At 60.5% G+C, this 12,681-nt stretch carries 14 protein-coding genes; 2 read left to right on the plus strand and 12 right to left on the minus strand.

What is annotated here, in order from left to right; all coding sequences use genetic code 11:
- Positions 1 to 29: 29 nt before the first annotated feature.
- Both FHX09_RS03545 and FHX09_RS03550 read right to left on the minus strand, forming a co-directional pair.
- A complete protein-coding gene (locus FHX09_RS03545) occupies positions 30 to 1,319 on the minus strand; it encodes an RsmB/NOP family class I SAM-dependent RNA methyltransferase (protein ID WP_132591867.1) in 1,290 nt (429 codons plus the stop codon).
- A 156-nt stretch (positions 1,320 to 1,475) separates the two neighbouring features.
- On the minus strand, positions 1,476 to 1,838 hold the full coding sequence (locus tag FHX09_RS03550) for a septal ring lytic transglycosylase RlpA family protein (RefSeq protein ID WP_024317743.1): 363 nt from the start codon (positions 1,836 to 1,838) through the stop codon (positions 1,476 to 1,478).
- A gap of 596 nt (positions 1,839 to 2,434) precedes the next feature.
- On the opposite strand from FHX09_RS03550, the gene FHX09_RS03555 reads away from it, so the two are divergent.
- Entirely contained in the window at positions 2,435 to 3,649 is a 1,215-nt protein-coding gene (locus tag FHX09_RS03555; RefSeq protein ID WP_007799490.1) for an MFS transporter, read from the plus strand.
- Positions 3,650 to 3,659: 10 nt separating this feature from the next.
- Here the strand turns inward: FHX09_RS03555 and FHX09_RS03560 are convergent, their stop codons facing one another.
- The 3 genes from FHX09_RS03560 to FHX09_RS03570 are packed head-to-tail and all read right to left on the minus strand — an operon-like array spanning position 3,660 to position 6,385.
- Positions 3,660 to 4,532, minus strand: a complete 873-nt coding sequence (locus FHX09_RS03560; RefSeq protein ID WP_132591869.1) for an SDR family oxidoreductase — start codon at positions 4,530 to 4,532, stop codon at positions 3,660 to 3,662.
- Positions 4,532 to 5,674, minus strand: coding sequence for a tRNA epoxyqueuosine(34) reductase QueG (gene queG / locus FHX09_RS03565; protein WP_184449289.1), 1,143 nt, complete (start codon positions 5,672 to 5,674; stop codon positions 4,532 to 4,534). The genes FHX09_RS03560 and queG overlap by 1 nt, the downstream gene beginning before the upstream one ends.
- 18 nt (positions 5,675 to 5,692) lie before the next feature.
- Entirely contained in the window at positions 5,693 to 6,385 is a 693-nt protein-coding gene (locus FHX09_RS03570) for a glutathione S-transferase family protein (protein WP_007799497.1), read from the minus strand.
- A 249-nt stretch (positions 6,386 to 6,634) separates the two neighbouring features.
- On the opposite strand from FHX09_RS03570, the gene FHX09_RS03575 reads away from it, so the two are divergent.
- Positions 6,635 to 7,432, plus strand: a complete 798-nt coding sequence (locus tag FHX09_RS03575; protein ID WP_132591873.1) for an undecaprenyl-diphosphate phosphatase — start codon at positions 6,635 to 6,637, stop codon at positions 7,430 to 7,432.
- A 155-nt stretch (positions 7,433 to 7,587) separates the two neighbouring features.
- Here FHX09_RS03575 and FHX09_RS03580 read toward each other — a convergent pair whose 3' ends face one another.
- The 7 genes from FHX09_RS03580 to dnaN form a co-directional block, all read right to left on the minus strand.
- Positions 7,588 to 7,740, minus strand: a complete 153-nt coding sequence (locus FHX09_RS03580; RefSeq protein ID WP_007799501.1) for a hypothetical protein — start codon at positions 7,738 to 7,740, stop codon at positions 7,588 to 7,590.
- A gap of 286 nt (positions 7,741 to 8,026) precedes the next feature.
- Entirely contained in the window at positions 8,027 to 9,007 is a 981-nt protein-coding gene (locus FHX09_RS03585) for a complex I NDUFA9 subunit family protein (protein WP_132591875.1), read from the minus strand.
- Positions 9,008 to 9,119: 112 nt separating this feature from the next.
- Complete coding sequence (locus tag FHX09_RS03590; protein ID WP_132591877.1) at positions 9,120 to 9,407, minus strand: DUF1330 domain-containing protein; 288 nt, start codon at positions 9,405 to 9,407, stop codon at positions 9,120 to 9,122.
- A 25-nt stretch (positions 9,408 to 9,432) separates the two neighbouring features.
- On the minus strand, positions 9,433 to 10,128 hold the full coding sequence (gene pyrF / locus FHX09_RS03595) for an orotidine-5'-phosphate decarboxylase (protein WP_132591879.1): 696 nt from the start codon (positions 10,126 to 10,128) through the stop codon (positions 9,433 to 9,435).
- Between the two features lies 1 nt (position 10,129).
- The gene (locus FHX09_RS03600; protein WP_132591881.1) at positions 10,130 to 10,717 is read right to left on the minus strand and encodes a histidine phosphatase family protein; all 588 of its coding nucleotides are present in this window, start codon (positions 10,715 to 10,717) and stop codon (positions 10,130 to 10,132) included.
- 5 nt (positions 10,718 to 10,722) lie between these two features.
- Entirely contained in the window at positions 10,723 to 11,316 is a 594-nt protein-coding gene (gene pmtA, locus FHX09_RS03605) for a phospholipid N-methyltransferase PmtA (RefSeq protein WP_007799509.1), read from the minus strand.
- A 117-nt stretch (positions 11,317 to 11,433) separates the two neighbouring features.
- Positions 11,434 to 12,552 (minus strand): DNA polymerase III subunit beta, encoded by a 1,119-nt coding sequence (dnaN, locus tag FHX09_RS03610; RefSeq protein ID WP_007799511.1) that lies wholly within the window; start codon positions 12,550 to 12,552, stop codon positions 11,434 to 11,436.
- Positions 12,553 to 12,681 lie beyond the last annotated feature (129 nt).

Below are 12,681 nucleotides of genomic sequence, written 5' to 3' on the forward strand. Positions count from 1 at the left end.
CGCCGTTGCTGGGGGCGCCGAGTGAATGCTCAGCCTTTCCTCTGCATGCGGCAGAAGAAGAAACCGTCCGTATCGGTGGAGGCGGGCGTCAGGGTGATGGTCCTGCCGTCGGACGAGCGGGGACGTGGACTGTCCTTTCCGAATAGTCCATCCCAGGCAGGCAGGGCACTGACGATTTCGTAGTCGCCGTTCTCGGTGGTGAATCGCCGGACCTGTTCCTCGTTTTCCTGCGGCAGCACCGAGCAGGTCACATAGATCAGCTCGCCGCCCGGGCGGACAAAGGCGCTGGCCTGCTTGAGTGCATCTTGCTGCTGGGCCGTGCGCTCATCGAGGTTCTTGGCGGTCAGCCGCCATTTGGTGTCAGGCCGCCGCCGCCATGTGCCGGTTCCCGTGCATGGCGCATCGACGAGCACCTTGTCGCAGCGATCGCTGAGGCTCTTCAAGGCCTTGGCGTCATCATGCACTTGGACATTGCGGGTTCCAGCACGCTTCAACCGCTCGATGATCGGAGCGAGCCGCTTGCGATCCGCATCGTAGGCGTGGACCTGGCCCTTGTTGTGCATGGCTGCCGACATAGCGAGCGTCTTGCCGCCGCCGCCCGCGCAGTAATCGAGAACCTGTTCGCCGTCTTTGGGAAGCACGAGATCGGCAACGATCTGCGATCCCTCGTCCTGTACTTCGAACCAGCCTTTCTGGAACGAAAGCTCGGCTGTCACGTTTGGAAGCCGTGAGGCTCCTTCGCCGGCGGGAATCCGGATACCGTACCGCGCGATCGCGGCCCCTTGTGCGCCGGCTCTTTCGAGCGCCTTGACCGTCTTGTCGCGGGTGGCTTTCAGGATGTTGGCGCGCAAATCGAGCGTGGGACGCCCGGCAAGGGCCTGCGCTTCGGCGAGCCACTGATCGCCGAAGGCACGTTCCAAGGAGGACTGCACCCATTCGGGAATATCGCCCTGAACATGAGCCGGGGCGTCGGCCAGCCGGCGGCTGTTGAAGGCGGAGAGCTGCGCTTCGGAAAGCGGGCTTGGCGCGAACTTGTCGTCCGTGAGTTCCGCGGCAAGGCTTTCCGGCGTGAAGCCCCACTGCCGGAACATGACGGCGTGGGCGATGGCGGATGCGCTATCGTCGTCCATCAGCCACGCGTGGGAGAGGCGCATACGAAGCGCATCATAGACAATATTGCCGATCGCCGCGCGATCGCCGGATCCGGCGAAGCGATGAGCGAGGCCCCAGTCCTTCAATGCATCGGCTACAGGCCGTCTGCGGGCATCGATATCTGCAAGAACCGAAATCGCCCCTTCGAGCCGTCCGCCCAAACGCATTCACACAGCTCCTAGTCGCCTCGGGTCAAAATACCGGGCTTGTGAACAATCTGCAGGAAGCGCAACAGACGCAGCAGATTGTACACAAGTCTTCAATCGCGTCGTACTCGCGATTGGCGGCAAGAGCAAGCGGACCCCTTCGGGCCGACAGATGCTTTAGCCTATGACCTCGTAGCAGACCTTCGCGGTGCCGCTGCTGACCATACCAATGTTCTGGGCGGCGGCGCGGGAGAGATCGAGGACGCGGCCACGAATGAATGGGCCACGATCGTTGACGCGGACGACGACACTGCGTCCGTTTCTGCGGTTGGTAACTTTCAGCTTCGTACCAAATGCCAGTGAACGATGCGCTGCAGTATTGATGGTCGGGTTCATACGTTCCCCGGAAGCGGTTTTGGAGCGAAGTGCGTACCATGAAGCGCCACCGCAACCATTTGCAGCAAATCCTTCAACGGGAAGGATGGTAGAACAGGCTGCAATAGTTGCTGCTGCGATAACAGAACGGCAAATTTTCTTCAAAACGGATTGTCCCTCAACTGTTGAACTCGCGCCTTGTGGGCGGTGGGAGGGTTGAATCCGGCCAAGTGTGGCGAAAAAGTGCCCCCAATTATCACGGAATATTACAAAGCGTAATATTTGTGATGGCAAGATGCGCGACATGGAGCCGCTAAAAATCAAGGAGATGGGAAAAAAGATAATGAAATCAAGTAAAATTAGAACGTTTTTTGCAAGCTCAAATCCACGCAACCCACGATCACAAAATTAACGAAAATAATTTTGCGTGAGCGCCATAATTAATGCCTCATTTGAGCAAATTCAGGGGCCGTTAACCATAAACCGGCGCTGGATTGTGCGCGCTGTGTCGGCGAAGTAGGAATTTTCTACCCATTGACTGAACTGCTGATGGCTGCCTTGGACAACCACAGGAAGTAAAATCTGCAGCCCGCTCCCGCAGCGTTGGTAACTCATGATATCAAGCTGGCAGGGGAGTTTGCCGAGGTATCGCACAAATAGCACGACGGCGTTGTCGAAAGTGCGGCTGTGCGAACGTCTTAGCTTGCAAGCGCGCAAGCGGTGCGCGCCTCGTCAACTTGGGCAGGGAGGCTGCGGAAGTTATGAGCATACCCTACAGTTGGATTATTGTCGCGGCCGGGGCATTGATGACCTGCGTTGCGCTCGGCGCGATGTTCTCACTGGCGATCTTCCAGGAGCCGATCGCCATCGAGACCGGCTGGTCACACGCGGGCATCGCGACTGCGATGACGCTCAATTTCATTGTTATGGGGATTGGCGGCTTTCTCTGGGGCGCCGCAAGCGATCGCTTCGGTCCGCGCATTGTCGTTCTCATCGGCGCAGGCGCGCTTGGGCTGGCACTCGTATTGGCAAGCCGCGCGGAGTCCCTTCTGCAATTTCAGCTGACCTACGGCATTCTGGTCGGACTTGCGGCCAGCACCTTCTTTGCACCGATGATCGCCACGACGACAGGTTGGTTCGAGGAGAACCGCAGCCTTGCCGTCTCATTGGTTTCTGCCGGCATGGGTGTCGCGCCGATGACGATCTCGCCCTTCGCGCGCCTGCTTATCTCTGCTTATGATTGGCGCACCGCAATGCTGTTGATCGGCATCACGGCCTGGGTGCTGCTGATACCCGCAGCCTTGCTCGTCCGGCGTCCGCCGGCTGAAGCGAGCGACGGTGCCGCCGCCACTATATCGGACGGTGAGCGACCCAAACTCTCGCGGGTGTTGCGCTCACCGCAATTCATTGTGCTCGGCCTGACGTTCTCTGCCTGCTGCGCCGCGCATTCCGGCCCGATCTTCCACATGGTCAGCTACGCCACGATCTGCGGCATCGCACCGATGGCTGCCGTCAGCATCTACAGCGTCGAGGGGCTTGCGGGGCTCGGCGGCCGGCTTCTCTATGGTGGGCTTGCCGACAGGATCGGGGTGAAGCCCGTCCTCGTTACCGGCCTGCTCGTCCAGGCGATCGCGCTGGCAACCTATCTCTTCGTCAGCCGGCTCGGCGAATTCTATGTTCTCGCGATTATCTTCGGCAGTGCCTATGGCGGCGTGATGCCGCTTTATGCCGTGCTTGCGCGGGAATATTTCGGGCCGCGTATCATCGGTACTGTGTTCGGCGCAGCCACAATGCTGTCCAGCCTCGGCATGGCATTCGGGCCTCTGATCGGCGGCTGGATCTTCGACACGTTCCACAGCTACTCGTGGCTCTTCATTGGATCCGCGCTGGTCGGGCTGGGCGCGGCAGCGATCGCACTGGCGTTCCCGCCGCTCGCAAGGGTAAAGACCGAACCGGCTCTCGGGGTCTCGGCCTGAGGCGGTGCCGCTAATCGCGCCAAGTGTTGCTCTGCATCAGCTGCGCGAGCGAGGCGGGATAGGTTGGGAAGGAAAACGTGAAGCCAGCGGCCTTCAGCTTGGCGTTCGAGACCCGCTTGTTCTCGCCGTAGAAGGACCGCGCCATCGGCGTGAGTTCAGCCGTCTCGAAAGGCTGCTCCGGCGGGGGCTCGACGCCCATCAGGCGTGCAGCCTCGACAATGACGTCCTGCGGCGGGCCGGGCAGATCGTCCGTCACATTATAAATGCCGCCGAGCCCGCGCTCGGCGAGAAACCGCGTCGCCGCGCCGATATCCTCCACGCGGATCCGGTTGAAAACCTGATCCTTCTTGATCAGCCGTCGCGCGCTGCCACGTTCCAGATTGCAGAAGGCATTGCGGCCCGGGCCATAGATGCCCGAGAGGCGGAGAACGGCTGCCGGTATATCGGCCTCGGCGCCGAAGGCCATCCAGCCATCTTCCGCTTCCAGCCTCTCCTTTGACCGCCCGGAAACCGGTGTGCATGGCGTGTCTTCGGTGACCCAATTGCCCTTGTGATCGCCATAGACGCCGACCGTCGAGAGGTAGCCGATCCACTGGAGCTCCGGCATCATCTCCCGCAAGCGATCGCCCGCCAGCCTGATCAGCGGGTCACCATTTTCCCGCGGTGCAATGGATTGCACGAGATGCGTCGTATCCCGCATTGCAGCGCGCAAGTCGTTCCCCAGGGTTTCGCCGTCGAAAAGGAACGCGTTAATGTCCTGGCCGCGCAGGGCAGCTGCTTTGTCGTCCGCCCGTGTGGTCCCGGATACGCGCACTCCATCAGCAATGAAGGCCTTGCCGATTGCCTTGCCCGAATAGCCGCAGCCGAAAATCATCACATCCATCACACAGCTCCCGCTAGCCGCCACTCGTTCAAGACATCGCTGTCCGACTCATCCGGCCTTTGTGCCGCAAAGGCAAAAAATTCTCCAGCCTCAAGAAGGCGCGAAAGCGCCCAAACCGCCATGCCACGCACGACGGGCGAGGGGTCCCGTGTCAGTTCCCGACATCGCTCGACAAATCGGCGGTCGCCCGAATTGCCGGCGGCGATGAGCACATTCCGGATGAATCGATCGCGGCCGATACGCTTGACCGGCGAACCGCTGAAGAACGTGCGGAAGGCGGCGTCGTCAAGGCTGAGCAGGAACTCGATCGTCGGTTCCTTGAGGTCCTCGCGGGCCTGTAGCTTCATCTCGGACGCCTCGTGGGCAAATTTGTTCCATGGGCAGGCGGCAAGGCAATCGTCGCAGCCATAGATCCGATTGCCGATCAGCGGGCGCAACGCCGGATCGATCGGTCCCTTGTGCTCGATGGTCAGGTAGGAGATGCAGCGCCGCGCGTCGATCTGGTAAGGACCGGGAAAGGCATTGGTCGGGCAGATGTCGAGACAGGCGTGGCAGGAGCCGCAGTGGTCGACTTCCGGGGTGTCGATGTTCAAATCCGCGGTCGTGAACATTGAGCCGAGGAAAAGCCAAGAACCGAGCTCACGGCTGACGAGGTTGGTGTGTTTGCCCTGCCAGCCGAGGCCGGCCGCGGCAGCCAGCGGCTTCTCCATCACCGGAGCGGTGTCGACGAAGACCTTTACATCCGCCCCGGCGCGCGCTGCAAAACGCGTCGCAATCTCCTTCAACCGCCCCTTGATGACGTCATGATAGTCGCGATTGCGCGCATAGACCGAGATCGCAGCCTTGTCGGGCTTTGTCAGAACTTCGCGGGGATCTTCGTCGGGTCCATAATTGAGGCCGAAGACGACAATCGACCGGACATCGCTCCAGAGCGTGCGCGGATCGCCGCGCCTGTCGCGGGTTTCCGCCATCCACTCCATCGTGCCATGCCGCCCCGCGTCGATGAATTCGCCAAGCCGCTCCTTGGCCTCCGGTATGGCGTCCGGCTGCGTGATGCGACAGAAGTCGAATCCCAACGCCTTTGCCTCCGAGCGAACGAAGGCGGTGAGAGTGTCGCGGCGCTTCTGTTCCTTGTTTTCCATGCCATCGAAGGCCCCTCGTCAGAAGTCCAGATCGGCGTAGTGCGACACCGGCGTCAGGCCCCGCACGCGCTCAGTGAGCAACGGTCGGAAGGATGGACGCGACTTCAGGCGCTGATACCACTCTTTCACAAGAGGGGCTTCCGACCAGTCGATTTCACCGAGATAATCGAGAATGGAAACGGCGGAGGCAGCAGCCAGATCGGCATAGCTCATGCGGTCACCCGCCAGCCACTGGCGCGAGCCTGCGAGCCATGTCAGGTATTTCATGTGCTGGCGGATATTCGCCCGCGCCGTGCGAAGGATCTTCGAGTCAGGCGCGCCGCCGCCCTGGTCTGCCGTCATCTGCAGCTTATAGACCCGCTCGCGGGCAAGCGGCTTGGTCACGTCGGTTTCCATCTTCTGCATGAACCATTCCGTCAGCCGGCGAATTTCGGCGCGCTGGAATGGATCTTCGGCCAGCAGCCGGCGGTCACGCTTGAGCACGCCATGCGTCTCGTCGAGATATTCGGAGATCACAGCGGCGCCGCACAGCGCCCGCATGCTGTCGTCGACATAAACCGGCAATGTTCCGGCTGGATTCAGCGCGAGGAAATCCCGGCGCTTCTCCCATGTCTGTTCCTCGATCAGGTCCGCCTGATAGCCGTACTCCGTCAGGATCAGCCGGACGAAGCGTGATGCGGATGACATAGGGTGATGATAGAGCGTGGGCATCGATTCTCGGATTTTTTGAGGGGTGTGGCACGTTGCAGGTGCGCGATGATTATAGCGCCCTAGTCATGACTCATTCGTTGAAGCTATAGGAGCTTGGCCCTTCCAATACAAGCGAGTCGGGCTGCCGACCGCCTGGACAAGGGAAGTGTACGTGCCCGAAAACCGATTTTTGCTTTCTCGCCCTGCCTTCGTCACTTCCAGACGCCATAACCCCACCGCAAGCTCGACCAAACTCCACGGAGAGAATTTATGGACTATGTGAACTCTATAATTCTAGGCATAATCGAGGGAATTACCGAGTTTCTGCCGATCTCGAGCACCGGTCATCTTATCATTGCTGAGCAATGGCTTGGCCATCGATCGGACATGTTCAACATCGTCATTCAGGCAGGTGCGATCCTCGCCGTCACCATCATTTATTGGCGTCGTCTTCTGGATCTCGTTCTGGGTTGGCGTGATCCGCGCAACCGCTCTTACGCCGCTAAGCTGATTGTCGCATTTCTCATCACGTCGATCCTCGGACTGATCGTGAAGAAGCTCGGATTTCAGCTGCCTGAGAATGCGACGCCGATCGCCTGGGCGCTGATCATTGGCGGTGTCTGGATGATCTTTGCTGAATGGGCGGCCGCCCGCCGACCGCCCCACAAGGAGATAACCTGGCTCGTTGCCATCTTGGTCGGCATTGCCCAGGTGGTCGCCGGCGTCTTCCCGGGAACGTCACGCTCCGGCGCAACAATCTTCGTTGCCATGTTGGCAGGCACCGGCAATCGTGCAGCCGCAACCGAATTCGCCTTTCTGGTCGGCATCCCCACAATGTATGCCGCAAGTGCCTACGAATTGGTGAAGACGTTCAAGGATGGTGGCGCAGCAAACGAGGACTGGACAAGCCTCGGAATCGCCTTCGTCGTTTCGACGATTGTCGCATTCGTCGCCGTGAAATGGCTGCTGTCCTACATCAGGAGCAACCGGTTTACGGCGTTTGCGATCTACCGCATGATTCTCGGCGGCATTTTGCTCGCTATGGCGGCGACCGGGATGATTGCCTGAAACGGTTTTTGATTGCCGCATTCGCGCACCGATGGCGCGGATGCGGATTGCGCGCTGAAGCAACGAACAAACACCATGAAGCGCGCGGGCTTCAGCTTCTGATCGAACTTGCCGTATCTGATAGAAAAACCAGGCGCTACAGCGCCGGTTTCTTGTTATCGGCTGATGGAGCCGGTCTCGCAGGGATCAACGCCGTAGGCTGGCGAGCACTCGCCCTTCACCGCTGCAACCGAACCGGGTGCAATGAAGGAGCCTGCCAGAATCACCAGCGCCGCACACGCAAACAGGAGCGCGATTGACCTACCCATCGAAAAAAGCCTTTCAAAAGTCGTTGGCGCCCCGTCAAGGCGCTGAGTCCATTGGGAGACGCGCGGGGTGTGTAGTCAGTGAAATGACAAATAGCAATAAATCTTCCTGCTAAATTTGGTGTTAATTCCGCTAATTTTTTCGTGCGGCTTTTATGCAACGAATGCCTGCCGGACATAGAGAAAAAAAGCATCCACAACTTGCGCGATTCCGGAAGACTCTTCCAAGAAAAATGCCGCCCGCGAGGTCACGAGCAGCACTACTGATTACAAGATAGACAGCTGGCCTTTAGGCGGCCTTGCCTGATCCAGTGTATTGGCCGTGCGGACGATACTGCACGAGGTACGAGCCGATCACCGAGCTCACCAGAGTTGGAGTGATGCCGATGCCCTTCAAGGTGCGGCCCTCGGCTTCCGCTTCCTTGGAGACGATGTTGTTCTTCTTTAGAAGCCGTACCTGATCTGCGGTGATCGGCGGTGTGATGAATGGAACGAGCGAGGCAACACTGCCGATCAGGGAGGCAATGCCGAAAGGAAGCGAGACCAGGCGATTCTTGCGCCAAGTTGCCTTCAGCATGATCTCGAGACATTCGCGGAACGTCAGCACTTCGGGTCCGCCAAGCTCGTAGACTTCGCCTGCGGTCACCTTGTTCTCGACGGCTTTGGCTACGGCCTCGGCTACGTCGACGACATAGACCGGCTGGAACTTCGTCTTGCCGCCACCGATCAACGGCAGGAAGGGCGAGATGCGCGCCATGTCGGCAAACTTGTTGAAGAAGCCGTCCTCGGGCCCGAAAACGACCGACGGGCGGAAGATGATGGCATCCGGTTTGATCGCGTGGATCGCTGCCTCGGCGCGACCCTTGGTGCGGGCGTATCCGGAATCGGAATGGGCGTGAGCGCCGATCGCCGAGATATGGATCAGCTTGGCGCCGACGCCGCGAGCCGCCTCGGCGACAGCACGCGCACCGAATTCCTGGACCGCTTCGAAGGAATTGCGGCCGGTCTCGTGCAGGATGCCGACACAGTTGACGACGTAATCGGCGCCTTCGACGGCGCGGTCGACCGAGTTGCGGTAGCGCAGATTTGCCTGGACGAAGGATATCTGTCCGACATTGCCAAGCGGTTGCAGGAAGCCGGCGAGGTCAGGGCGGCGGACGGCAACGCGGATGCGGTAGCCGCGCTTTGCCAGCACGCGCACGATATGCCTGCCGATGAAGCCGGACCCTCCGAACACGGTGACGAGTGGCGGCAGGTTGGCAAGGGTCATGGCAGGCTCCTCGAAAGGCTCAATTGTTTGGTCGATCTGGTTTCGTCTTAGACCAATCGCGGCGCGACGAAAAGGGCCATCGCGCCGCAGTTGTCATGGCTGAGAACTCGCCTCAGATGCCTTCGACGACGACCATCTCGGCGTCGGCGACATCCTGGCGGATTTTCGCCGCGATCTGGTATTCCGGCGAATTGTAGCAATCGACAGCGTGCTGCATCGAAGGAAACTCGATCACCACGTTGCGCGCGCGCGCCTTGCCCTCGAGTTCGGTGATCGCGCCGCCACGGGCGAGAAAGTTGGCGCCGTACTTTTCGAAGGCCGGCTTTGCCGCCGCGACGTAATCCTTGTAGCGCTCCGCGTCACGAACATCGACGCGCGCAATCCAATATCCTTTTGCCATTTTAGATGCTCCCTGGCTCACGTGATTATTGAAGGGCCGCCGACATCTCGGCGAGGATCGCCAGGGCCGCCTCCTTGGGATCGGCTGCCTTGACGATCGGGCGGCCGACAACGAGATGGCTGGAGCCGGCCTTCAGCGCGGCAGCCGGTGTCATCACACGCTTCTGGTCGCCCCTGTCGGCGCCGACGGGGCGAATGCCCGGCGTGACAAGCGCCATATCGGGGCCGATGATCTTGCGGACGGCGGACGCTTCCTCAGCGGAGCAGACAACGCCACCCATGCCGGCGAGGTGCGCCTGTTCGGCGCGGCGCAGGACGAGCGTGTGCGGGTCATATTCGTAGCCGGCCGCGATCAGGTCCTGTTCGTCCATCGAGGTCAGGACGGTTACGCCGAGAAGGCAGAGATCGGAGCCCTTTGCGGCCTCCACCGCAGCTTTCATCGCCTTTGGATAGGCGTGCAGCGTCAGCATCGACATGCCCATCTTGACGATGTTCTCGACGCCGGAGGCGACGGTGTTGTCGATGTCGAGCAGCTTCATATCGAGGAAGACCTTCTTGCCGCTCCTGGCAAGGTCGCGCGCAAACTCCAGGCCGCCGGCAAAGGCCAGCTGATAGCCGATCTTGTAGAAGACGACTTCGTCGCCGAGCGTGTCGACGATCCGTTCGGCCTCGCCAAGCGTTGGAACATCCAGCCCGACGATCAGCCGCTCGCGTGCATCCATGTCACATCCATCCCTGCCACTCTTCGATAGGCGTCCAGTCGCACGACAGGCGTCGATCCGCAAGGCTGAAACAGTAGAGATTGCCGCCGCCGCCCGGTTGATCGCCATCGCGCCGGATCGGGCGGCCTTGCAAATGGCACTTTAGCAAAGTTCCCACGCCTCCGTGGCCGACGAATGCAATGGGCAGGGCGGGATCATGCGACGCGAGAATATTGGTAACGGCCGAAATGATACGGCGCTGCGCGTCGATTGCCCGTTCCCAACCCCTGAAGCTGTCTTCGGGATGCGCAAAGAACCAGTTGGCGGCCTTCTCGAACTCAGGTGGCGGCAGGAAGCCGGTTGCCGAGCGGTCGTTCTCATGCATGCCGTCGACAATCTCGATGGCCAGCCCGGCCGCGGCGGCAAGGATCTCGGCGGTCTCGATCGCCTTCGTCTCGTGGCTGGAAGCGACGCGCCGCAGCTGCTTTCCCCAGTCGCTTTCGGCCGCTTTGTGGGCGCGCGCGGCGCCAAGCTGTGACAGCCCCCATTTCGGTACGGGAACCGCCGGATCGATCCTCACCTGCGGATGCGTGATGTAGAGGCCGAACACAGGGTTCAGCCGCGCCGGTAGATCCAGAGCTGCGCCGGCGGGATGTTGCGGACGATAAAGTCGAAGTGCTGGATATGATAGCGATCCGGCCGCGCGATGATCGGCGACACAGGGCCGTACGAAATCTGCACGACGGGCCGGCCTGCCGGCAGGCGGTCGAGCAGGCTCTCGAGAAGCGCGATGCGGGCCTGCATCGGGAAGTTTAGCAGCGGGACGGCGGAAACGACGGAATCGAACTTTTGATCCCTCATGGCGCCGAGCGTCTTATCGAGATTGAACGCATCGCCATTGATGAAGTTCACGCCCGGATAGAGCCGGACCAGGTGCTCGTAGAAGTCCGTCGAATACTCGACAGCGACCAGGTTCTCCGGCTTCACGCCTCGTCCGAGGATTGCCTTGGTGATCGCCCCGGTGCCTGGCCCGAGCTCGAGGACCGGCAGTCCGGAGTGCAGGTTGATGACGCTCGCCATCTTGCGCGCTGTAATGGAGGAGGTGGGAACAATCGAACCGACAGTCTTCGGCCCCTGCATCATTCCCTTGAAGAAGCGGATCTCTTCGTCAAACTTCTTGCCCAGCCGTTCCTTCAGGCGCAACGCCATTCCACCATCCTCCTAGATATGCAACAAAGCAGCCCGGTCTTTAATTGCAGTTGGTTCGAGCGAAAAACAAGGCCCGACGTCGCAATTGGCAAAGTTTGCACGGGAAATGCGACGCGGTTAGACCCGCATCGGCATCAGCACGTAGAGAGCGTCGTCGCCGGTCGTGTCGCGAATGAGCGTCGGCGAGCCGGCATCGGCAAGCAGGAAGATCGCCTCATCGCCGGAAAGCTGCGCCGTAATGTCGAGCAGATATTTCGCGTTGAAGCCGATTTCCATCGAGTCGGTATCGTAGCCGACCGCGACTTCCTCCGTCGCGCTGCCGGAATCCGGATTGTTGACGGTGAGCAGCAGTTGACCGTCGGAGAGGGCGAGCTTGACGGCGCGGCCACGCTCCGAGGAGATCGTCGAGACACGGTCGACGGCTTGCGCAAACGTCGTGCAATCAACGCGCATTTCCTTGTCGTTATTGGTCGGAATGACGCGCTGGTAATCCGGGAAGGTGCCGTCGATCAACTTCGAGGTCATGACGATCGAGCCGATACTCAGTCGGAGCTTAGCGTCGGAAACCTCGACGGTCACGATCGCATCCGGCACATCGACAAGCTTCTGCAGTTCGCCCACGGTCTTGCGCGGGATGATGATGCCGGGCATGCCTTCCGAGCCCGATGGCGCATTCACGTCGGCGCGGGCGAGGCGGTGGCCGTCGGTTGCGACGGCGCGCAGCTTCAGGTCGCCCTTGCTCTCGATCGTGTGGAAGAAGATGCCGTTGAGGTAGTAGCGGGTTTCCTCGGTCGAGATCGCGAACTGCGTGCGATCGATCAGCATCTTGAGGTCGGTCGCCTTCAGCTTGAAGGTATGGCTGAAGGTGCCGGCGGTGAGATCCGGGAAGTCGGATTCCGGCAGGCACTGCAGCGAGAACTTCGAGCGGCCGGACTGAACCGTCATCGAGCCGCCGTCGGTACTGGTCGCCAGCAGGACTTCGGAGCCGTCCGGCAGCTTGCGCACGATGTCGTAAAGAAGATGGGCAGGAACGGTCGTGGCACCAGCCTGTTCGACATTGGCGGGGGTCGCTTCGGTCACTTCGAGATCGAGATCGGTCGCCTTCATGTCGAGGTTCTGGCCCTCGGCGCGCAGCAGGATGTTGGACAGGATCGGGATCGTGTTCCGGCGTTCGACCACGCGATGCACGTGGTTCAGCGACTTCAAAAGGTTGGACCGCTCAATTGTAATACGCATGGGATGCTACCGCTTTCGACCGTTACTGCTTGAGCGCACATGTTGCGCGCCGCAAGGAATGCTTTTGCCCAAGAGGGACCAGAGAGTGGACAGGCAAAATGGCAGGAATTTGCGATCGATTGCAAGAGG

This window comes from Rhizobium sp. BK538, assembly GCF_014197575.1.
Taxonomy (GTDB): Bacteria; Pseudomonadota; Alphaproteobacteria; order Rhizobiales; family Rhizobiaceae; genus Rhizobium.